Genomic DNA, 20,252 nt, shown 5'->3' with positions numbered 1-20,252 from the left:
CAGGCGGGCATCGGGACGTGGCGCAGCTTGGTAGCGCACTTGACTGGGGGTCAAGGGGTCGCAGGTTCAAATCCTGTCGTCCCGACTGGTAGCAGTCGTAGGCCGGGGGCCGGTTCTGGAGGAATCCAGGACCGGCCCCCGGTCGTTTCGTTTCCGGCCGGGCGCCGCACCGGAACCGGCGGTCAGGCGTTCTGGACCCGCTGGGCGCGGTCGGCGGCCACCGTGGCCAGCTGCTCGAATTCCGCGGTCCACTCATGGTCGCTGGAGAGCGCCGGCCCGTATTCGAGTCCGATGAGCACCGTGCCCACGCGGATCGCGGCCCGGGCCGTCGTCTCGTCCATGGCGGCATCGTGCGTGGTCGCCGCGGTACGTTGATCGCCGAGTTCCGACAGGGGGAACTCGTCCATCCCGTCGGCGAGGGCGGCCCGGCTGTCCTCGAAGGCCTTCGCGCTCGCCGCGGCACTGGAGCAGGACCACACCCGGAACGTGCTGCGGACCAGCGTGCCCGAGCTGTCGCGCCCGTAGGCGGATACGAACTTCCCCTGGGCCACCGAGCACCCCGCCTTCTTGTTCTCCCCGGACTCGATGGACCCGTCCCTCTTCCAGTCGCCTGGCATGCTCGCGAGGTCCGGGATGACCTGCCTGAGCTCGTCGGCGTTCAGGGTGCGTACGGCGTTGCGGTCGCCGCCGCCCCGGGACGACCCGGGGGAATCGTCGGGCAGGATCAGCTCGACTCCTCCGTAGACGGCCACCACGACCACGGCGACCAGCAGGGCGGCGATCAACGCGATGACGGCCCGCCCGGCCCGGGTGTTGTTGACCGTCAGCGGCCCCAGGGCGATGGAACTGCGCGAGACCTTGCTGCCGTTGATCGTCATGCTGCCCGTGGTGTGATGCGCGGGAGCGCTCAGCTGCACCTGCAAGTGGCGCGACAGCTCCGGGTCCGCCTCGATCTCCTCCTGGATCGCCGACCTGGCCGAGGCCAGTGCGGCGAGGTCGTCCGGGGCCCGGTCCAGCGTGCTCAGGGCCGTCCGCCCCCGTTCCGACGCGGCCAGCCGGGCACGCAGGGCGTCGGCGAGCGCGTTTCCCGCTCCCTGGCCGACGGCACCCGCCGCCTCGGTCGCCGTGGCGGTCATGATCGCGACGACCATGGCCGCCAGCGCGGATGCCTCCATGCGTTCCCCCCGGTTCCGGCGCCCGGCCCCCGCGGGGTGCCACGCCCGGTTCTCGTCGTTCCCACGACGTACGGCGTGGTCCGCCCCAATGTGGCCCGGCCCCGGACGCCCTGTCTTTGGCGAGCAGCGCAGACCTGCGGCGCATTCAGCGCAAGCCGGCCCGGAACTCGCTCGGTGCGGCCCCGTACGCCCTGCGGAAGGCCCGGCTGAAGTCGGCGGGGTGCCGGAAGCCCCGGCGCAGGGCGATCTCGCCGATCGAGAGGTGCAGCAGGCCGGGCTCGGCCAAATCGGTGCGGCACCGCTCAAGGCGCCGGCGCCGGATGGTGGCGGCGACGGACTCCGGCTCGTCGCGGAAGAGGTGGTGCAGGGTCCGTACGGACATGTGGTGGTGGGCGGCGACGGCCGCCGGGCCCAGGGCCGGGTCGTCGAGGTGCTGGTCGACGAAGGCGTCGATCCGGGCCAGGAGTACCCTCCGGCGCGACTCGGCGGGCAGTGCGCCCCGGTCGTCGAGCCGCGCCGCGAAGAGGGAGGCGGCCAGGTCGACCGCCAGGGTGCCGAGCCTCGCGAGTTCGGCGGGACCCGCGGTGCGTGCGGCCTCCGGCAAGGCGGTCAGATACGGGACGAGCAGCGCGCCGGACGCGGTCCCGGTCGCCAGCGGCTCGGCCAGCAGGCGGTCCGCGCGGCTTCCGGACAAGGGGAGGAGCGTCAGCGGCAGACGCAGCAGGGTGACGCGCACGGAACCACCCGTGTCCATGAAGTCGCAGGCCAGCGGCCTCGAACTGGAGAACAGGGACATGTCGCCCGGCCCGAGGCCGATGTCGTTGCGGCCCTGCTCCAAGCGGACCCGGCCCTCCCGGACCAGCACCAGGAAGCCGTCCTCCGGGTCCTCCCCACGGATCTGCGCGGGGGAGCGCCGGGCCGTCAGCGGGGAGAAGCCGAAGGTCGCGAGCCGGCTGTGTGGCAGCTCCACGGACTCCGCCCGGCCCCGGAAATCGCGCGCGTGGGGACTGCGGATCGACACGGGCATGACTTCCCGGCCGACCATGTCGCTCCACCACCCGAACCGGTCCGGCACCGCGAGGTGGTCGGTGTCCACGGCCGCCACCGGCCCCGTCTCCGCCGGTTCCTTCCCGGGCGTACCCCTGAAGCCAGGCATGCCACGATGGTGCCCGACGGGCAGGCCGGGCGGGTAGGCGGTGCCCGGCCATACCGTGGTGACCTGTGGGGAGAGGGGGCACTGCCCCGGGAGGAGGCTGCCGCCCATGAGAGAGCCCCGGGTGTTTCTCTTCGATCTCGGCGGAGTCGTCTGCCGCTTCCGCCGGGAGCGGCGGCTGGAACTCCTCGGGGCCGCGTGCGGGGTCTCCGCGCGGCGCGTCGAAGCGGAGCTCTACGCCTCCGGGCTGATCGCGGCCTGGGACCGGGGGCGGGGGAGCGCCGACGACGTGGAGGAGGAGATCAGGCGGCGCCTCGGCTTCGCCGGTACGGGCGAGGAGCTGCGTCGCATCTGGTGCGAGGCGTTCGAGCCCGACCCCCAGGTTCTTGCCGCGGCCGACCTCGTACGGGACCGGCCCACGGCCCTGTTCACGGACAACGACGCGTTGCTGCGCGCCGGGCTGCCCGAGCGGCTGCCCGAGGTGAACGACCGCTTCGACGTGCTCGCGTTCTCGTGCGCGCTCGGTGCGGCCAAACCCGCCCGGGAAGCCTTCGCGGGCGCGCTCGGGATGCTCGGGGCCACCGCCGGGGAGGCGTTCTTCGCGGACGACCGGGAGGCCAACGTCCGGGCGGCTCGTGAGCTCGGGCTGACCGCCGTGCTCTTCGAGGGCGGTGCGGCGCTCCGGCGGACCGTGGAGCGGCTGCTCACGGGCTGAGCCGCGCCGCTCACCACACCCCGTCGCGCCCGGCCGCCACCTCCGTGGACTCGCGCAGCACCAGGCGGTGCGCCACCACGCGGTCCTGCGGGCGCTCCGCGGCCGGGCCGTCCGCCTCGTCCGGGCGGCGGGCGGCCTACTCGATCCGGTGCAGCAGCAGGTCCGCCGCGACCCGGGCCACCGCCTCCTTGTCCGGGGCGACGGTGCTCAGGGACGGCACGCTGTGGCGGCCGCCCTCCACGTCGTCGAAGCCGATCACCGCGACGTCCTCGGGCACCCGTGCCCCGTAGCCGTGCAGCACGCGCAGCGCACCCAGCGCCAGCTGGTCGTTCAGGCAGAGCAGGGCGTCCGGCCGGACGCCGGAGGCCTGGACCCGGCGGACCGCGTCCGCGCCGTCGCTCATGTGGAACGCCTCCACCGGCAGCAGCGACGCCGGGTCGTACGCGAGGCCCGCCCCGGACAGCGCGAGGCGGAAGCCGCGGGTGCGGGCCTGGGCCGTACCGACGCAGCCGTCCTCCCGGCCGCCGACGGTGAGGATGCGGCGGCGGCCCAGGGCGAGCAGGTGCTCGGTGGCCTCGCGGGCCGCGCGTTCGTTGTCGATCGCCACGTGGTCCGCGCCCTCGTTGAGCAGTTCGCCGAGCAGGACCGTCGGCGGCGGTCCGGTGTGGGCGCGCAGGTCGTCCGGCGCGAGGGCGAGCGGGCTGAGGATGACGCCGTCCACGAAGTCCGAGCCGCAACCGGCCAGGGCGGCCTTCTCCCGTTCCCGGTCGCCCCCGGACTGGTGGATCAGCACGGTCAGGGAGCGTCTTTCGGCCTCCCGGACGACGTGCCGGGCCGGCTCCGCGAAGTACGGGACGTCGAGTTCGGGCACCACCAGGGCGATGATGCCGGTGCGCCCACTGCGCAAATGGCGGCCGGCGAGGTGACGATGTTCGGCGTCCTTCCTCGGGGGCACGAAGGCGTGGGGGGTGGCCGGGTGGGGCTGCTGACGGCGAAACAGTAGGGCCGGATGTACATCGATGTAAACAGGGCGTACGGCTTCCGCTGCCAGGGCTGCCCGAGTGCGTCAGGGGGCCGTCAGCGTCATCTCGAAGGAGTACCGGGACGCCCGGTACAGGTGGCGGCCGTACTCCACCGGGCGGCCCCGGTCGCCCAGCACCGTGCGCTCGACGGTGAGCAGGGTGCCGCCGCGCGGCTCCGCGAGGAGCCGGGCCTCGGCCGCCGTGGCCCGGCGGGCGCCGATGGTCTGCTCGGCGGAGCGCAGGGCGGTGCCGGACCGCCTGATCAGCGCGTAGAGCCCGTGCGCGGCCAGGTCCTCCTCGGTGAGGTCGGCGATGCCCGCGGGCAGGTGGTTCTCCAGGACGGCCATCGGCTCGTCGTCCGCGTACCGGAGCCGGCGCAGCTCGACGGTGTCCGCGCCCGGTTCGAGCTGGAGGGCGGCGGCGACGCGGCCCTCGGCGGGGCGGATGCGCATGGACAGGACCTCGGTGCGCGGGCGGCGGTCCTCGCGTTGCAGGTCCTCGTACAGGCTGGTCAGTTCCACCTGCCGGCGCGCCCGGCTGTTGACGACCTGGGTGCCCACCCCGCGCTTGCGCGACAGCAGCCCCTTGTCCACCAGATGCCGCATGGCCTGACGCATCGTCGGGCGGGACAGGCCGAAGCGGTCCGCCAGCGCGATCTCGTTCTCCAGCCGGGCGCCGGGCACCAACGTGCCGGATTCGATGAGGCGTTGGAGCTGCTGCGCGAACTGGAAGTACAGCGGAACCGGGCTGGACCGGTCGATGGTGATCAGCCTGGTGAGCGGTTCCATGCCGGGCTCCTCGGAACGTCGTGCCACGTACTCAGTATGCCGTAAGACGGCGTCCAGCTCAGTACGTATATATGTCAGTACAAATGCTTGACCGGGTCCGATCGGCGACGATACAAAGACGAAGATCAGGAGCGTCGGCCAGTCGGCCCCCATCCGCCCCGGAGGCACCCGCGCATGCGCATCGGACTCATCGGAACGGGCCGCATCGGCGCGTTCCACGCCGCCACCCTCGCCGCCCTGCCCGCCGTCGGCCGTCTCGTCCTGCACGACGCCGTCGAGCAGCAGGCCCGCGAGCTGGCCGGGAAGCTCGGCGCCGACTGGGCGGGCGACCTGGACGCGCTGCTCGGCTCGGGCCTGGACGGTGTCGTGATCGCCGCCCCCACCGCCGTCCACGACACGCTGATCCGCGCGGCCGCCGCCGCCGGGGTGCCCGTGTTCTGCGAGAAGCCGGTCGCCGCCGGCCTCGACGCCACCCGTGCCCTGCTGGCCGACACCGCCGGCTCCGGGGTGCCGCTCCAGGTCGGCTTCCAGCGCCGCTTCGACGCCGGCTACACCGCCCTGCGTGACGCGGTCGCGGCCGGGGAGCTGGGCTGGCTGCACACCGTACGGGCGTGCACCGCCGATCCGGCGCCCCCGCCGGCCGGATACCTGCCGCTGTCCGGCGGCATCTTCCGGGACTGCGCCGTGCACGACTTCGACAGCGTCCGCTGGGTCACCGGCCGCGAGGTCGTGGAGGTCTGCGCCACCGGGGCCAACCGGGGCGACGACTCCTTCGCGGCGGCCGGTGACGTCGACACCGCGGTCACCGTCCTCACGCTCGACGACGGCACCCTCGCCAGCTGTACGGCCACCCGCTACAACGGCGCCGGATACGACGCGCGCATGGAGCTCGCCGGTTCGCGGTCCACGCTGGCCACCGGGTACGGCGACCGCGCGCCCCTGCGGACCACCGCCGGCGGGCCGGCGTCCGGCTCCGCTCCGTACGACGGGTTCCTGAGCCGTTTCCACGACGCGTACGTCGCGGAGATGGCGGCCTTCACCGAGGTCGCGGCCGGGCTCCGGCCCAGCCCCTGCACCGGGGCCGACGCCCTGGCCGCGCTCCTGGTGGCGGAGGCCGCCGACCGCTCGCGGCGCACGGGGCGGCCGGTGCGCGTGGGGGAGTGAGGGCGGGGGCCGGGCCGGGGTGAGGCGTCGAATGAACGTCTGGTTACCATATGAGCGCCGCCTAGCTCGAAAGATAAACCTGTGACTGTCAATGACGACGCGTTCACCAACTGGAAGAACCGCGAGGAGATCGCGGAATCGATGATTCCGATCATCGGCAAGCTGCACCGCGAGCGGGACGTCACCGTCCTCCTGCACAGCCGCTCGCTGGTGAACAAATCGGTGGTGAGCATCCTCAAGACCCACCGATTCGCCCGGCAGATCGACGGCGCGGAGCTCTCGGTCACCGAGACCCTGCCCTTCCTCCAGGCCCTCACCACCCTCGACCTGGGCCCCTCCCAGATCGACATCGGCATGCTCGCCGCCACCCACAAGGCCGACGACCGCGGTCTCAGCGCGGCGGAGTTCACCGCGGAGGCCGTCGCCGGCGCCACCGGGGACAACAAGATCGAGCGCCGCGAGGCGCGCGACGTCGTCCTCTACGGCTTCGGCCGCATCGGCCGCCTGCTCGCCCGGCTGCTCATCGAGAAGGCGGGCTCCGGCAACGGCCTGCGGCTGCGCGCCATCGTGGTCCGCAAGGGAGCGGGCCAGGACATCGTCAAGCGCGCCTCGCTGCTGCGCCGCGACTCCATCCACGGCCAGTTCCAGGGCACGATCACCGTGGACGAGGCCAACAACCGGATCGTCGCCAACGGCAACGAGATCCAGGTCATCTACTCGGACGACCCGACCTCCGTCGACTACACCGCCCACGGCATCGACGACGCCATCCTCATCGACAACACCGGCAAGTGGCGCGACCGCGAGGGCCTGTCCAAGCACCTGCGGCCCGGCATCGCCAAGGTCGTGCTGACCGCCCCCGGCAAGGGCGACGTCCTCAACGTGGTGCACGGCGTCAACCACGACATGATCAAGCCGGACGAGCAGATCATCTCCTGCGCCTCCTGCACCACCAACGCGATCGTGCCGCCGCTGAAGGCGATGGCCGACGAGTACGGCGTGCTGCGCGGCCACGTGGAGACCATCCACTCGTTCACCAACGACCAGAACCTGCTGGACAACTACCACGGTTCCGACCGCCGTGGCCGCTCCGCGCCGCTCAACATGGTCATCACCGAGACGGGCGCCGCCTCCGCCGTCGCGAAGGCGCTGCCCGACCTGGAGGCGACGATCACGGGCAGCTCGATCCGCGTCCCCGTCCCGGACGTCTCGATCGCCATCCTCAGCCTGAAGCTGGGCCGGGAGACCACCCGTGCCGAGGTCCTCGACCACCTCCGCGAGGTCTCGCTCACCTCCCCGCTCAAGCGGCAGATCGACTTCACGACCGCCCCCGACGCGGTGTCGAGCGACTTCATCGGCTCGCGCCACGCCTCCATCGTCGACGCCGGCCCCACCCAGGTCGACGGCGACAACGCGATCCTCTACCTCTGGTACGACAACGAGTTCGGCTACTCGTGCCAGGTCATCCGGGTCGTGCAGTACGTCTCCGGCGTCGAGTACCCGACCTTCCCGGTCCCGGTCGCCTGACCCCGGCCCCGACGACGACAGGTCCCGCCCGCCGCATCGGCGGGCGGGACCCGTTCCGTCAGCCGGTCCCGGAGACCGTGGCGGCGGGCGCGGGCGCGTACCCCGTGGCCCGGGTGGTGAACGTGCCCCGGCCCTGCGTACGGCTGCGCAGCCGCGTCGCGTAACCGAACAGCTCGGCCAGCGGCACGGTCGCCGTGACCACCGCCGCACCGCCGCGCGTGGTGGACCCGGAGACCCGGCCGCGCCGGGCGGCCAGGTCGCCGAGCACCCCGCCGACCGCGTCACCGGGCACGGTGACCGTCACCTCGACCACCGGTTCCAGCAGCACCATCGCGCTCGCCCGCAGGGCCTCCCGCAGCGCGAACCGCCCCGCCGTGCGGAACGCCATCTCCGAGGAGTCCTTGGGATGCGTCGCGCCATCGGTCAGCGTCACCCGCACCCCGGTCACCGGATGCCCGCCGAGCGGCCCCTCGGCGAGTGCGTCCCGGCAGCCCGCCTCGACCGCCCGCACGTACTCCTGCGGCACCCGGCCGCCCACGACCGACGAACCGAACGCGAACTCCGCCGCGTCCTCGCCGTCCCCGGCCGCCAGCGGTTCGACGTCGATGACGACGTGCGCGAACTGCCCGGCCCCGCCGTCCTGTTTGACGTGCCGGTAGACCAGACCGGACACCCCGCGCACCAGCGTCTCCCGGTGGGCGACCTGCGGCCGGCCGACCAGGACGTCCAGACCGTGGTCGCGGCGGATCTTCTCCGCGGCCACCTCCAGGTGCAACTCGCCCATGCCCGAGAGAACGGTCTGACCGGTCTCCGGGTCCGTCCGCACGACGAGCGACGGGTCCTCCTCGGCCAGCCGGACCAGCGCGGCCATCAGCCGTTCGGTGTCCGTGCTCCGCCGCGCCTCCACCGCCACGGACACGACCGGCTCGGCCACCGTGGGCGGCTCCAGGACCAGCGGGGCGCCGGGCGCGCACAGTGTGGCACCGGGGCGGGCGGCCTTCGGACCGATGACCGCGACGATGTCCCCGGCCACCGCCGCCTCCACGTCCACGTGCCGGTCCGCCTGGACCCGCAGGATGCGCCCGACGCGCTCGGTGCGCCGGGTGGTCGCGTCCAGCACCGTCTCCCCCTTCCGGATCGTTCCCGAGTACACGCGCAGATACGTCAGCCGGCCCGTCGCGGTCGCGTTCACCTTGAACGCCAACGCGGCGAAGGGACCTTGAGGGTCGGCGGCCCGCTCCCGCACCGCCCCGTCGAGCAGGCCCCGTACCGGCGGCACGTCGAGCGGGGAGGGCAGATACGCGACGACCGCCTCCAGCAGCGGTTCGACACCGCGGTTGCGGTACGCCGAACCGCACAGCACCACGACCCCCTCACCGGTCCGCGTCAGATCCCGCAGCGCCCCGGTCAGCGTCTGCGCGGAGAGCTCGGAGCGTACGCAGAACTCCTCCAGGGCCGCCGGATGCAGCTCCGCCACCGCCTCTTCCAGGAGCCGCCGGCGCCGGGCCGCCTCCTCGCGCAGCCCCTCGGGCACCTCGCCCTCCTCGTAGGCGTCGGCACCGTCCGCCCACACCAGCGCGCGCATGCGCACCAGGTCGACCACCCCGCGGAAGGCGTCCTCCGCGCCGATGGGCAGCTGCGCCACGAGCGGGACGGTGTGCAGCCGGTCCCGGATCGAGGCGACCGCGGTGTCCAGATCCGCGCCCGCCCGGTCCAGCTTGTTGACGAAGGCGATGCGCGGGACGGAATGCCGGTCCGCCTGGTGCCACACCGACTCGCTCTGCGGCTCCACCCCGGCGACCGCGTCGAACACCGCGATCGCGCCGTCGAGCACCCGCAGCGCACGCTCGACCTCGTCGGCGAAGTCGACGTGCCCGGGGGTGTCGATCAGGTTGATCCGGTGGCCGTCCCAGGCGCAGCTGACGGCCGCGGCGAAGATGGTGATGCCCCGGTCGCGTTCCTGGGAGTCGAAGTCCGTGATGGTCGTGCCGTCGTGGACCTCACCGCGCTTGTGGGTGGTGCCGGTGGTGTAGAGGATGCGCTCCGTCACGGTGGTCTTGCCGGCGTCGACATGGGCGAGGATGCCCAGGTTGCGGACGGCGGTGAGAGCGGTGACGGGGGAGATGTGCTGGTGGGTACGCACGGCCGGTGGCCTTTCGGGATGATCCGGAAGAAGACGGCGCGATACCCCCGGACGAAGCGGCCCGGATGCGGGCCGGCAGGGCCCAGCGAGGTGACCGGAAGTCAGGAGTGCTGTGGGGCCCGGGTGTTCGTCACGGGGTCCGGGGCCGGCCGCGCAGCCGGCGCCGGGCGGCGCGAGACACCAGGATCACCTCGAACCGCGACGGGGGGACGACGGCGGCGGTGCGCTGACGCACGGCGGTCTCCCCTCAACGGTCACGGCGGACGCGCCGGCGGACGGCCGGCGCGCGGTGTACGGCGAGTCTAGGGAAGGCGGGTCGCGCGGGGGAACCGGATTTTCGGCCGGGTGCGTCCCGGGCCCAGGGGCCGGCAGGCGGTCCGGCACCGGCGCAGCGCGCTCCGGCCGCAGCCGCGCCACTCCGCGGGCGACGGACCCACACCCCGGCCGCCCCGGGTGATCAGGGCGTTCACCGGCGTGTGCGGGTCGAGCGCCATGCTGCGCGCGAACAGCACACCGATCACGAGCGGGGCGAGCGAGAGGGCCAGAGTGGTGCCGGCGCTGGTGACGTGGCGCACGCGGAGGCGCTTCGGGTCGGGAGCCATGACCCCATTCCAGCGGCGGTGCCCCGGCCCGTGATCGGGGTACGTACTCAGACCGCACGGCCCGGATACTCACCCGGGCCGTGCGGTGTGTCCCGCCGGACGCTCAGGCGCTGGTGCCGGGGCCCCCGCCCGACGCCGCCTTGATCCCCTTGGTGATCTTGTCCAGGACGGACAGCGAGGGCGCCTTGCTGTTGATGTCGAAGCCGGAGCGGACCACCACCAGCATGTCCTTGGCCAGCGGGGACGGGAACGCCAGCGACTCGACGTAGCCGTCGTCGCCGTTCTTCGTCACCACCTTCCAGCGCACCCGGTAGCCCTGCTGGCCGGCCACCGTGACCGCCTCGGACTTCAGCTCCTCGTGCGAGGTGATGCCGCCGTAGATCTCCTCGCCGTAGGACTCGTTGGCGTTGGTCTCGATGTCCTTCTCGGCGGTGGCCTTCGCGGTCTTGGTGGTCAGCTTCAGCGCCTCGGCCGGGGCGGAGAAGATCCCGCCGCGCACGCACTTCTGGTCGGTGTCTCCGGGGCAGGCGTAGGACCCGGTGGTCACCCCGGCGCCCATGCCCGACTCGCCCTTCCAGCCGTCGGGGACCGGGATGCTGATGCCGCTGGCCAGGTCCGTCGCGTAACCGTCCTCGAGCTGCGGCTGACCCTGATCCGGCGACTCGCTGCCGCCGCCGTTGCCGCCGTCACCGCGCTCGTCACCGTTCCCGCCGCCGTCGCCGCCGCGCTGCCGGTCGGGGCCGGGGGAGGGGGAGCCGGACGGAGCGGTGGCGGCGGTGTCGCTCTTGCCGTCCGAGTCGTCCGTCAGCAGATAGACACCGCCCCCGATCGCGGCGAGCACCACCACCGCGGCGGTGATGCCCGCCCCGATGCGTATCCGTCGGCTGCGGACGGCCGCCGGTGGTACGCGTAGATGGTCGGTCCACTGGGTGCCGTCCCACCAGCGCTCGTGGCGGGGGCCAAATCCTGAATACCCGGGGTCTGGATGCCAGCCGGGCGGGCTCGTCTGGGTCACGCCCGACACGGTAACCGGACTGCCTGAGAATCCTATGAACTGGGTGGGTGGTATCCGCCGGCCGTCGACCGCAGAGGCCGTCCTCCTTGGTCTAGACAAGTGGAGGGGGTGTCGCTAGCATCCGCCGACGAGGCGCGGCGGACCCGCCCGACCGCGCACCGCGCCCAGAAGTGAGGGCCCCATGGAAGCGACCGCCCCCGACCGTCGTTTCGCCGAGGACTACCGCCTGGCCCGGGAGATACCGCGCGACGGGCTGACCGCGTGGCGCGCCGCCGTCGCCGCCGAGGTGGAACTCGCACCGGGAGCCACCGTCCTGGACGTCGGCGCGGGCACCGGGTCCTTCGCCTCCGCCTTCACCGACTGGTTCGGCGTCCGGGTCCTGGCCGTGGAGCCGGCCGCCGCCATGCGGGCGCTGATCCCCCGGAACGGACTGATCGAGGCGCTGGACGGGCGGGCCGAGGCGCTGCCGGTGCCGGACGGCTGCGCGGACGCGGCCTGGCTGGGCTCGGTCGTCCACCACATCGGCGATCTGCCCGCCGCCGCCGGGGAGTTGCGCAGGGCCCTCAAGCCCGGCGCCCCGGTACTCATCCGCAACTCCTTCCCGGGCCGGTGCGCACGCGACCTCCGGGTGCGCTTCTTCCCCGGCGCCGAGCGCATCGTGGACGGCTACCCGACGGTGGAGCAGACGTGCGCCGCCTTCGCGGGGGCCGGTTTCAACCGCGTCGCCCTGCACGCGGTGCCGCAGGAGAGCGCGCCGAGCCTCGCCGCCTTCGCCGACCGGATCAGACGGGACACCGACGCGAAGCTGTCCGGCCTCGGCGACGAGGAGTTCGAACGGGGGATGCGCCGGCTGCGTACGGCGGCGGAACAGGAGCCGGGCCGGCCCGCCGTGAGCTGGATGGACCTGCTGGTCCTGGCCTGACGACGGGTGCGGCCGACGTAAGGTCGGTCCGTATGGAGCTGAGCGACGAGGAGGGGCGGGCCGTACGGGCCGCCATGGCGGGCGAACGGCGGCTGCTGGAAGCGGCGGTGCGGGCGTCGCCCGAGGCGGTGACGGAACTGCTCGACCCGGAGTTCACCGAGTTCGGCGCGTCCGGACGCCGCTACGACCGGACATCCGTCCTCGCCGTCACCTCCGCCGTCGAGGACGACGACCCCGGCCCCGAGGTCCGGGGGCTGTCCGGCACCCTGCTGGCCCCTGACGTGGTCCACCTGACATACGTCACCGCGCGGAACGGTTCGCTCGTCAGGCGCAGTTCGCTGTGGCGCAGGACCGGTGAGCGATGGCGGCTGTACTTCCACCAGGGCACCCCGGCCGGCCCGGCACGGGACGCCCGCGAATAACCGGCGGACACCCCCGGCGGCGTTGCGTAGGCTCACCCGATGACACCATCCCGCTACCCTTCCAAGCCCCGGCCCGGCGACCGCGTAGCCGTGCTCTCCCCCTCCTCCGGACTGCCTGGAATCCTGCCGTTGCCCTACGAGTTGGGCCTGCGGCGGCTCCGCGAGGACTTCGGTCTGGAGCCGGTGGAGTATCCCTGCACACGCACGATGGGCTCCACCCCGCAGGAGCGCGCCGCCGACCTCCACGCGGCCTTCGCCGACCCGGAGATCAAGGCGGTCATAGCCAGCATCGGCGGCGACGACCAGATCACCGTGCTGCCCCACCTGGACCGCGAACTGCTGCGCGCCAACCCCAAGCCGTTCTTCGGCTACAGCGACAACACCAATCTCCTGGTGTTCCTCGACAACCTCGGCATCGTCGGCTACCACGGCGGTTCGCTCATGGTCGAGTTCGGCCGCCCCGGCGCGCTGCACCCGCAGACGGCCGAGTCCCTGCGCGCCGCGCTCTTCACCCACGGCGAGTACGAGCTGACGCCGGCGAAGGAGAGCGGCAGCGTCAACCGGACCTGGGAGGACCCGCGCACCTTCGAGCAGGAGCCCGACCTGCTCCCCGCCGACGGCTGGATCTGGCACAACCCGGGCCGGGTGGTCGAGGGGAGGAGCTGGGGCGGGAACCTGGAGCTCCTGGCCTGGCTGCTGATGGCCGACCGGGAGATCCTGGCGCCGGAGGCGTACGAGGGCCGGGTGCTGTTCCTCGAAACCTCCGAGGAGCTGCCCGGCGCCGAGGAGGTATACCGCATCCTGCGCAACATGGGGGAGCGGGGCCTGCTGCGGCGCTTCCCCGCGCTGCTGATGGCGCGCGCCAAGAACTGGTCCTTCGACAAGCCGCTCGACGCGGAAGCCGGCGCGCTGTACTGCCGGGAGCAGCGGGAGGCGGTGCTGCGGGCCCTCGCGGAGTACGCCCCCGACACCATGGCCGTCTTCGACGTCGACTGCGGCCACACGGACCCCCAGGTGATCATCCCGGTCGGCGGCAAGGTCAGGGTGGACGGCGTGGAGCGGCGCATCACCGTCACTTACTGAGCGGGGTGGAGGGCTCTTCGTTTGCGGTCCGACCACATGGCGTGTGTGACATAGTCGGGATGTACGCATACGTCGGAGCGGGGAGTGGAGAAGCGGATGCCTGTCGAGTGGCAGCCCGTGCGGCAGGCCCGGACCCATGAACTCGTGCTCCAGAGCATCGAGGAGCAGGTCTTCGCCGGGAAGCTGAGGGCCGGGGACCGGCTGCCGCCGGAGCGCGAGCTCGCCCCGGTGTTCGGAGTGAGCCGGTCCGCGCTCCGCGAGGCGCTCCGGGTCCTGGAGACCATCGGTGTGCTGGTCGCCCAGCCCGGCCGGGGCCACGACTCCGGGGCCCGCATCGTGCGCAACCCGGACGACGCGCTCGGACGGCTGCTGCGCCTGCACTTCGCCCTCGGCAGCTACAGCCTGCACGACGTGATGGAGGCCCGGGTCGCCCTGGAGCGCGCCAGCTTCGCCGCCGCCGCGCAGCACGCCTCCGAAGCGGACCTGGACGCGGCGGGCGCAGTGGTCCACCGGATGTCGCGGGAGGGCATCGCGCCGGAGGAGTTCAACGAGCTCGACACGGAGTTCCACGTGAAGGTGGCGAGCAGTTCGGGCAACGCCCTCACCTCCACGTTGACGGCCGCGGTACGGGAGTCCGTACGGCCCCTCATCCTGCGGGCACTCGAAGAGGTGGACGACTGGCCCGCCACCCAGGCCCGTCTCAACGCCGAGCACACGGAGATGCTGAGGCTGGTGCGCACCGGTCACGGCGAGGAGGCGGCCGACCTGGCCGAACGCCATATCCGCGGCTTCCACGGCACGCTGGTCGACGAGGACCGGACCGGCTCCGGCGGCGAGGGCGCCGAGTAGCACCCCGCCGCCGGCCCGGTTCCGCTACGGCAGCATCCAGGAGAGCGCCGAGGTGGACTGCAGGTAGACCAGGACGCAGAGGATCGCCAGCATGGCCAGGCTGTATCCGGCGACCTTGCGCAGCAGGATGCGTTCCGAGCCCTGCATCGCGACCGCGGTGGCGGCGATGGTCAGGTTCTGCGGACTCACCAGCTTGGCGACCACGCCGCCGGAGGTGTTCGCGGCGACGAGCAGCGTCGGGTCGATCCCGGCGGTCTGACCGGCGGTCTGCTGGAGGTTGGCGAAGAGCGCGTTGGCGGAGGTGTCGGAGCCGGTCACGGCGGTGCCCAGCCAGCCGAGGATCGGCGAGAGAAGGGCGAAGAGGCCGCCCGCCGTCGCCAGCCACGTGCCGATGGCAACGGTCTGACCGGACTGGTTCATGACGTAGCTCAGCGCGAGCACCGTGGCGACGGTCGCGATGGCGATCCGCATGTTCTTCAGGGTGCGGCCCGCCGCCGAGAGCGCCATACCGCCGCTCATCGGGTAGGCGCCGCGGTCCTTGGCGAACCGGTAGATCAGCGTGACCAGGATGCCGGAGATGATCAGCAGGGTGCCCGGGTTGCCGAGGACGTCCAGTGTGTAGACCGCGCTGGACGACGGCGCACCGCTGCTCGTGAGCAGCTCGCCGTGGAGGCCCGGCCACTCGATTGCGAGACTGGCGCGGCCCAGCAGCTCGGGCACGTCCAGCCCGCCCACGTGCAGCTTGGCGATGCCGAAGATCGCGATCACCAGGATGTACGGGATGACGGCGTAGGTGACGCGGTGCCGGGTGAGCGGCTCGTTCTCCACCTGGGAGCGCTGGTCGTCCGGGGTGCTCGGCCGCCAGAAGCGCAGCATCAGCACGGCCACGCCGAAGCCCACGAGCGAGGCCACCACATCGGTCAGCTCGTACGCGAAGTGGTTGGCGCACCAGAACTGGGTCACCGCGAAGACCCCGCCGGTCACCAGCGCGATCGGCCACAGCTGGCGGATGCCGCGGGCGCCGTCCACGACGAACAGCAGCAGGAGCGGAACGAAGATCGCGAGCAGGGGCGACTGCCGGCCGATGACCGAGGCGATGTCCTCGGGGGGAATGCCGGTGAGGTTGCCCGCCGTCGTGACGGGGATGGCCATGGCGCCGAACGCCACCGGTGCGGTGTTGGCGAGCAGCACGGTCACCGCGGCCTTCACCGGGGGCAGGCCGAGGGCCAGCAGCATCACGGCCGTGATGGCGACGGGCGCGCCGAAGCCGGCCAGCGCCTCCAGCAGACCACCGAAGCAGAAGGCGATGAGCATGGCCTGGATGCGCAGGTCGCCCCGGCCGACCGCGCTGAACGAGCGGCGCAGGTCTTCGAACCGGCCGCTGACCACTGTGAGTTCGTAGAACCAGATGGCCGCGACGACGATCAGCATCACCGGGAAGAGGCCGAAGACGAGGCCCTGGGAGGCCGAGAGCAGTCCCAGCCCGACCGGCATGTCGAACCCGAGGACGGCCACGAGCAGAGCGGTGACGACGGAGCCCAGCGCGGACACCAGCGCCGAGCGCTTGGCCGCCATCAGGAGCAGGAAGAACACGGCGAGCGGGATGACGCTCACCAGCGCGGTCGCCAGGAGGCTGCCCCCGATGGCGTGAACATCCGGCGTGTAAGAAGCCAGCACGGTGGCGGGTGGTGGGGAAGCCACGGAATTACTCCTCGCTGAGTGACGCAGCTAATTCAGCGATCAGTAGGACACCAGAGATGTCGTATGTCAATAAGGTCAGACCAAATGGTCCCCAGGTCACTTCCCGCTTCGGTCGCCCTCCAGGTGCGCCGCACCCCTGCCGGAACCGGACGGAGGGTAGTATGGTCGGACCATAACTCGCGATCGGGGAGGCTCCATGCGTATCGGACTCTTCGCCACCTGTCTGGGAGACACGCTCTTCCCCGAGGCGGTGAAATCCACCGCGGTGCTGCTGGCCCGGCTGGGACACGACGTGGTGTTCCCGCCCGGCCAGACCTGCTGCGGTCAGATGCACGTCAACACCGGCTATCAGCGCGAGCCCGTCCCGCTGGTCCGCAACTTCGCCGCCCAGTTCGGCGACACCTCCATCGACGCCGTCGTCATGCCGTCGGGCTCCTGTGCCGGATCGGTCCGCCACCAGCACGAGATCGTCGCCGGGCGGTACGGGGACGCGGCGCTGCGCGCGGGTGTCGCCGCGGTCAAGGCGAAGACGTACGAGCTGTCCGAACTCCTGGTGGACGTGCTCGGTGTGACCGATGTCGGCGCGTACTTCCCGCACCGGGTCACGTACCACCCCACCTGCCACTCGCTGCGCATGCTCAGGGTCGGCGACAAGCCGTTGCGGCTGCTGCGGGCCGTCGACGCGATCGACCTGGTCGAGCTGGAGGAGGCCGACGCCTGCTGCGGGTTCGGCGGCACCTTCGCCGTGAAGAACGCCGACACCTCGACCGCGATGCTCCAGGACAAGATGCGCAACGTCACCGCCACCGGAGCCGACGTGTGCACCGCCGGCGACTCCTCCTGCCTGATGCACATCGGCGGCGGGCTCTCCCGCATCAAGGCCGGAACGAAGACCCTCCACCTCGCCCAGATCCTCTCCTCCACCCGCACCTCGCCGCACGTCCTGACGGAGGCCGCCCGATGAGCGCAACCTTTCTCGGCATGCCCGCGACGCCGCCCCGCTCCCCGTACGGCACGGGCAACCTGCGCGGTGACCGGAAGTTCCCGGCCGCCGCCCACGACGAACTGGGCAACGAGCAGCTGCGCCGCAACCTCGGCCGCGCCACCCACACCATCCGCGCCAAACGCCTGGACGTCACCGGCGAACTCCCCGACTGGGAGGAACTGCGCGACGCCGGGTCGGCCATCAAGACCGACACCATGAACCGGCTCCCGGAACTCCTGGAGGAGCTGGAACGCAACGTCACCGCACGCGGCGGCACCGTCCACTGGGCGCGCGACGGCGTCGAGGCCAACGAGATCGTCGCCCGGCTGGTCCGGGAGACGGGCAGCGACGAGGTCATCAAGGTCAAGTCGATGGCCACCCAGGAGACCGGGCTCAACGAACACCTCGAATCCCTCGGCATCACCGCGCACGAGACCGACCTCGCCGAACTCATCGTGCAACTCGCCCACGACAAGCCCTCGCACATCCTGGTCCCCGCGATCCACCGCAACCGGGACGAGATCCGGCAGATCTTCCTCAAGGAGATCCCCGGCGTCGACCCGGCCCTGGACAACGTCCCCGCGCACCTGGCCGCCGCCGCCCGCGCCTATCTGCGCGAGAAGTTCATGACCACCAAGGTGGCCGTCTCCGGGGCCAACTTCGGCATCGCCGAGACCGGCACCCTCTCCGTCGTGGAGTCCGAGGGCAACGGCCGCATGTGCCTGACCCTCCCCGACACGCTGATCACCGTCATGGGCATCGAGAAGGTCCTCCCGCGCTACCAGGACCTGGAGGTCTTCCTCCAGCTCCTGCCGCGCTCCTCCACGGGCGAGCGGATGAACCCGTACACCTCGATGTGGACCGGCGTCACCCCCGGCGACGGGCCGCAGACCTTCCACCTGGTGCTCCTCGACAACGGTCGGACCGCGGCACTCGCGGACCGCATCGGCCGCGAGGCGCTGAACTGCATCCGCTGCTCGGCCTGCCTCAACGTCTGCCCGGTGTACGAACGGGCCGGCGGGCACGCCTACGGCTCGACCTACCCCGGGCCGATCGGCGCCGTCCTGACCCCGCAGCTCGCCGGCATGGACGCCGCAAAGGACGACCCGAACAGCTCGCTGCCGTACGCCTCCAGTCTCTGCGGGGCCTGCTTCGACGCCTGCCCCGTCAAGATCGACATCCCCTCGCTGCTGGTCGAACTGCGCCACCAGCACACCGAGCGGTCCGGCGCCACCGCCGAGAAGCTGGCCATGAAGGCGGCCGGCGCGGTGATGAGCAGGCCCAAGGTGTACACCGCCGCCCAGAAGGCGTCCCGGCTCGGCCGCGCCCTGGCCCGGGACGGCAAGCTCCCGCACCTGCCGCCCCCGCTCAACGGCTGGAGCGACAGCCGCGACACCCCCGCCCCGCCGAAGCAGACCTTCCGCGCCTGGCTCGCCTCGCCCGAAGGCGCGGCCGCCATGCGTGAGGCGTCCGCCGAGCACACCCGCAACCAGCAGCAGGAGGACGGCGAATGACGACCGCCCGTGACATCGTGCTCGGCCGCGTCCGGGACGCGCTCCTCCTCGCGCCCGCCGGGGAGACCCCCGTCCCGCGCGCCTACCGCACCGGCCGCACCCTCCCCGACGAGGAACGCCTCGCCCTCTTCGCCGACCGGCTGATCGACTACAAGGCACAGGTCCACCCCTGCACCGCCGACCGGACCGCCGAGGTGATCGCCGAGGTGCTGCGGGAGCGGGGAGCCGAGCGGATCGGTGTGCCCCCGGGGCTCGACACCGGGTGGCTGGCCGCCTACGACGGCGAGGTCCAGCAGGACTCCGCGGACATCCCGGCCCCGCGCCTGGACGCCCTCGACGGCGTCGTCACCGCGTCCGCCGTCAGCTGCGCCGAGACCGGCACCATCTTTCTGGACGGCTCGCCCGACCAGGGGCGACGGGCGCTGTCCCTGGTGCCCGACCTCCACGTGTGCGTGGTCGACCTGTCGACCGTGGAGGTGGGTGTGCCGGAGGCGGTGGCCCGGCTGGTGCCGGAGCGCCCGACGACGCTGATCAGCGGGCCCTCGGCCACCTCGGACATCGAGCTGGAGCGGGTCGAGGGAGTCCACGGCCCGCGCACCCTCGCGGTGGTGATCCGCACAGACGTCTAGGTGATCATGCCGGGCGGGATTACGCTCTCTGCCTGGCATGGACACACTTACTCTCTGGCAACTGGCGGCACTGGCCGCCGCCTCCGCTCTCGTCGGCTTCTCCAAGACGGCCGTCAGCGGCGCCAACACGATCAGCCTCGCGGTCTTCGCGGCGGTCCTCCCCGCCCGCGAGTCCACCGGGGTGCTGCTCCCGATCCTGATCGCCGGCGATGTGCTCGCCGTCCTCGTCTACCGGCGCCACGCGCACTGGCCGACCCTGCTGCGGCTCTTCCCGGCCGTCGCGGTCGGCGTGGTGGCGGGCACCCTGTTCATGATGTGGGCCGACGACGCCACCGTGCGGACCTCGATCGGCGCGATCCTGGTCTTCATGGCCGGCGTGACCGTCTGGCGCCGCCGCCGGGCCGAGACGGTCGCGGAGCCCGGGGCGGAGGACGGGCCGCCGACCGCCGGCGAACGGCTCAAAGCACGTTCGTACGGGGTGCTCGGCGGTTTCACCACCATGGTCGCCAACGCGGGCGGCCCGGTGATGTCGCTCTACCTCCTCTCGGCCGGATTCCGGAAGCTGGGCTTCCTGGGCACCTCGGCGTGGTTCTTCCTGATCGTCAACACCTCGAAGGTGCCGTTCAGCGTGGGCCTCGGGCTGATCGACGGGCGCTCCCTGCTGCTGGACGCCTGCCTGCTGCTGTTCGTGCTGCCGGGCGCCTGGATCGGCCGCGCCTGCGTGGACCGCATCGACCAGCGCCTCTTCGAGCGCGTCGTCCTGGCCGCCACCGTCGTCGGCGGCCTCCAACTCCTCCTGACCTGATGGCCCTACGCCGGCGGCCCCCGCGCACACGTGTGCGC

18 protein-coding genes, 1 tRNA gene and 1 pseudogene are annotated in these 20,252 nt (G+C 72.3%); 12 read left to right on the top strand and 8 right to left on the bottom strand.

Annotated elements, in window-relative coordinates:
* Nucleotides 1-11: 11 nt before the first annotated feature.
* Nucleotides 12-85, top strand: a tRNA-Pro gene (locus ACFUJY_RS27205).
* A gap of 97 nt (nucleotides 86-182) precedes the next feature.
* On the opposite strand, the gene ACFUJY_RS27200 is transcribed toward ACFUJY_RS27205, so the two are convergent.
* Complete coding sequence (locus ACFUJY_RS27200) at nucleotides 183-1,175, bottom strand: hypothetical protein (protein WP_383304479.1); 993 nt, start codon at nucleotides 1,173-1,175, stop codon at nucleotides 183-185.
* A gap of 145 nt (nucleotides 1,176-1,320) precedes the next feature.
* The gene (locus ACFUJY_RS27195) at nucleotides 1,321-2,331 is read right to left on the bottom strand and encodes a helix-turn-helix domain-containing protein (RefSeq protein WP_383304478.1); all 1,011 of its coding nucleotides are present in this window, start codon (nucleotides 2,329-2,331) and stop codon (nucleotides 1,321-1,323) included.
* 106 nt (nucleotides 2,332-2,437) lie between these two features.
* Here ACFUJY_RS27195 and ACFUJY_RS27190 point away from each other — a divergent pair, with 106 nt between their 5' ends.
* Nucleotides 2,438-3,043, top strand: a complete 606-nt coding sequence (locus ACFUJY_RS27190; RefSeq protein WP_383304476.1) for an HAD family hydrolase — start codon at nucleotides 2,438-2,440, stop codon at nucleotides 3,041-3,043.
* 10 nt (nucleotides 3,044-3,053) lie between these two features.
* On the opposite strand, the pseudogene ACFUJY_RS27185 reads toward ACFUJY_RS27190, so the two are convergent.
* Together ACFUJY_RS27185 and ACFUJY_RS27180 are read right to left on the bottom strand one after the other, a co-directional pair.
* Nucleotides 3,054-3,968 (bottom strand): annotated as a pseudogene (locus ACFUJY_RS27185) (LacI family DNA-binding transcriptional regulator); the annotation flags it as partial.
* Between the two features lie 141 nt (nucleotides 3,969-4,109).
* Nucleotides 4,110-4,853: a GntR family transcriptional regulator gene (locus ACFUJY_RS27180; protein WP_383304685.1), complete on the bottom strand. Its 744-nt coding sequence runs from the start codon at nucleotides 4,851-4,853 to the stop codon at nucleotides 4,110-4,112.
* Between the two features lie 174 nt (nucleotides 4,854-5,027).
* On the opposite strand from ACFUJY_RS27180, the gene ACFUJY_RS27175 reads away from it, so the two are divergent.
* A complete protein-coding gene (locus tag ACFUJY_RS27175) occupies nucleotides 5,028-6,017 on the top strand; it encodes a Gfo/Idh/MocA family oxidoreductase (protein ID WP_383304474.1) in 990 nt (329 codons plus the stop codon).
* Between the two features lie 81 nt (nucleotides 6,018-6,098).
* Nucleotides 6,099-7,544, top strand: coding sequence for a glyceraldehyde-3-phosphate dehydrogenase (locus tag ACFUJY_RS27170; protein WP_383304472.1), 1,446 nt, complete (start codon nucleotides 6,099-6,101; stop codon nucleotides 7,542-7,544).
* Nucleotides 7,545-7,602: 58 nt separating this feature from the next.
* Here ACFUJY_RS27170 and fusA read toward each other — a convergent pair whose 3' ends face one another.
* From fusA to ACFUJY_RS27155, 3 genes are all read right to left on the bottom strand, one after another.
* Nucleotides 7,603-9,687, bottom strand: a complete 2,085-nt coding sequence (gene fusA, locus ACFUJY_RS27165) for an elongation factor G (RefSeq protein WP_383304470.1) — start codon at nucleotides 9,685-9,687, stop codon at nucleotides 7,603-7,605.
* A gap of 302 nt (nucleotides 9,688-9,989) precedes the next feature.
* Nucleotides 9,990-10,289, bottom strand: coding sequence for a hypothetical protein (locus ACFUJY_RS27160; protein ID WP_383304469.1), 300 nt, complete (start codon nucleotides 10,287-10,289; stop codon nucleotides 9,990-9,992).
* A 103-nt stretch (nucleotides 10,290-10,392) separates the two neighbouring features.
* On the bottom strand, nucleotides 10,393-11,304 hold the full coding sequence (locus ACFUJY_RS27155; protein ID WP_383304467.1) for a DUF2510 domain-containing protein: 912 nt from the start codon (nucleotides 11,302-11,304) through the stop codon (nucleotides 10,393-10,395).
* Between the two features lie 181 nt (nucleotides 11,305-11,485).
* On the opposite strand from ACFUJY_RS27155, the gene ACFUJY_RS27150 reads away from it, so the two are divergent.
* The 4 genes from ACFUJY_RS27150 (at nucleotide 11,486) to ACFUJY_RS27135 (ending at nucleotide 14,580) form a co-directional block, all read left to right on the top strand.
* Entirely contained in the window at nucleotides 11,486-12,226 is a 741-nt protein-coding gene (locus ACFUJY_RS27150) for a class I SAM-dependent methyltransferase (protein ID WP_383304465.1), read from the top strand.
* A 32-nt stretch (nucleotides 12,227-12,258) separates the two neighbouring features.
* Nucleotides 12,259-12,648, top strand: a complete 390-nt coding sequence (locus ACFUJY_RS27145; RefSeq protein ID WP_383304463.1) for a DUF4440 domain-containing protein — start codon at nucleotides 12,259-12,261, stop codon at nucleotides 12,646-12,648.
* Between the two features lie 39 nt (nucleotides 12,649-12,687).
* Nucleotides 12,688-13,731 (top strand): S66 peptidase family protein, encoded by a 1,044-nt coding sequence (locus ACFUJY_RS27140; RefSeq protein ID WP_383304461.1) that lies wholly within the window; start codon nucleotides 12,688-12,690, stop codon nucleotides 13,729-13,731.
* Nucleotides 13,732-13,827: 96 nt separating this feature from the next.
* Nucleotides 13,828-14,580, top strand: coding sequence for a FadR/GntR family transcriptional regulator (locus ACFUJY_RS27135; RefSeq protein ID WP_383304459.1), 753 nt, complete (start codon nucleotides 13,828-13,830; stop codon nucleotides 14,578-14,580).
* A 24-nt stretch (nucleotides 14,581-14,604) separates the two neighbouring features.
* Here ACFUJY_RS27135 and ACFUJY_RS27130 read toward each other — a convergent pair whose 3' ends face one another.
* Complete coding sequence (locus ACFUJY_RS27130) at nucleotides 14,605-16,281, bottom strand: L-lactate permease (protein WP_383304458.1); 1,677 nt, start codon at nucleotides 16,279-16,281, stop codon at nucleotides 14,605-14,607.
* Nucleotides 16,282-16,477: 196 nt separating this feature from the next.
* Between ACFUJY_RS27130 and ACFUJY_RS27125 the strand changes: the two genes are divergently transcribed.
* The 4 genes from ACFUJY_RS27125 to ACFUJY_RS27110 are packed head-to-tail and all read left to right on the top strand — an operon-like array spanning nucleotide 16,478 to nucleotide 20,214.
* A complete protein-coding gene (locus ACFUJY_RS27125; protein ID WP_383304456.1) occupies nucleotides 16,478-17,245 on the top strand; it encodes a (Fe-S)-binding protein in 768 nt (255 codons plus the stop codon).
* Complete coding sequence (locus ACFUJY_RS27120; protein ID WP_383304454.1) at nucleotides 17,242-18,780, top strand: LutB/LldF family L-lactate oxidation iron-sulfur protein; 1,539 nt, start codon at nucleotides 17,242-17,244, stop codon at nucleotides 18,778-18,780. The genes ACFUJY_RS27125 and ACFUJY_RS27120 overlap by 4 nt, the downstream gene beginning before the upstream one ends.
* Complete coding sequence (locus tag ACFUJY_RS27115; protein WP_383304452.1) at nucleotides 18,777-19,409, top strand: lactate utilization protein C; 633 nt, start codon at nucleotides 18,777-18,779, stop codon at nucleotides 19,407-19,409. Before ACFUJY_RS27120 ends, ACFUJY_RS27115 begins: the two co-directional genes overlap by 4 nt.
* Nucleotides 19,410-19,446: 37 nt before the next feature.
* Nucleotides 19,447-20,214 (top strand): sulfite exporter TauE/SafE family protein, encoded by a 768-nt coding sequence (locus ACFUJY_RS27110; RefSeq protein ID WP_383304450.1) that lies wholly within the window; start codon nucleotides 19,447-19,449, stop codon nucleotides 20,212-20,214.
* The last annotated feature ends 38 nt before the right edge of the window (nucleotides 20,215-20,252 follow it).

The sequence above is a fragment of the Streptomyces sp. NPDC057249 genome (assembly GCF_042669245.1).
In the GTDB taxonomy this organism is placed as follows: domain Bacteria; phylum Actinomycetota; class Actinomycetes; order Streptomycetales; family Streptomycetaceae; genus Streptomyces.
The sequence above is the reverse complement of the archived record's forward strand: the minus strand, read 5'-3'. Positions and strand labels throughout refer to the sequence as shown.

Excerpts from the sequence above, each read along its gene's own strand:
- ACFUJY_RS27120 (WP_383304454.1), top strand. The coding sequence starts at position 17,242 with ATGAGCGCAACCTTTCTCGGCATGCCCGCGACGCCGCCCCGCTCCCCG.
- ACFUJY_RS27175 (WP_383304474.1), top strand. The coding sequence starts at position 5,028 with ATGCGCATCGGACTCATCGGAACGGGCCGCATCGGCGCGTTCCACGCC.
- ACFUJY_RS27200 (WP_383304479.1), bottom strand. The coding sequence starts at position 1,175 with ATGGAGGCATCCGCGCTGGCGGCCATGGTCGTCGCGATCATGACCGCC.
- ACFUJY_RS27135 (WP_383304459.1), top strand. The coding sequence starts at position 13,828 with ATGCCTGTCGAGTGGCAGCCCGTGCGGCAGGCCCGGACCCATGAACTC.
- ACFUJY_RS27160 (WP_383304469.1), bottom strand. The coding sequence starts at position 10,289 with ATGGCTCCCGACCCGAAGCGCCTCCGCGTGCGCCACGTCACCAGCGCC.
- ACFUJY_RS27145 (WP_383304463.1), top strand. The coding sequence starts at position 12,259 with ATGGAGCTGAGCGACGAGGAGGGGCGGGCCGTACGGGCCGCCATGGCG.
- ACFUJY_RS27110 (WP_383304450.1), top strand. The coding sequence starts at position 19,447 with ATGGACACACTTACTCTCTGGCAACTGGCGGCACTGGCCGCCGCCTCC.
- ACFUJY_RS27115 (WP_383304452.1), top strand. The coding sequence starts at position 18,777 with ATGACGACCGCCCGTGACATCGTGCTCGGCCGCGTCCGGGACGCGCTC.
- ACFUJY_RS27195 (WP_383304478.1), bottom strand. The coding sequence starts at position 2,331 with ATGCCTGGCTTCAGGGGTACGCCCGGGAAGGAACCGGCGGAGACGGGG.
- ACFUJY_RS27125 (WP_383304456.1), top strand. The coding sequence starts at position 16,478 with ATGCGTATCGGACTCTTCGCCACCTGTCTGGGAGACACGCTCTTCCCC.
- ACFUJY_RS27150 (WP_383304465.1), top strand. The coding sequence starts at position 11,486 with ATGGAAGCGACCGCCCCCGACCGTCGTTTCGCCGAGGACTACCGCCTG.
- ACFUJY_RS27180 (WP_383304685.1), bottom strand. The coding sequence starts at position 4,853 with ATGGAACCGCTCACCAGGCTGATCACCATCGACCGGTCCAGCCCGGTT.
- ACFUJY_RS27140 (WP_383304461.1), top strand. The coding sequence starts at position 12,688 with ATGACACCATCCCGCTACCCTTCCAAGCCCCGGCCCGGCGACCGCGTA.
- ACFUJY_RS27190 (WP_383304476.1), top strand. The coding sequence starts at position 2,438 with ATGAGAGAGCCCCGGGTGTTTCTCTTCGATCTCGGCGGAGTCGTCTGC.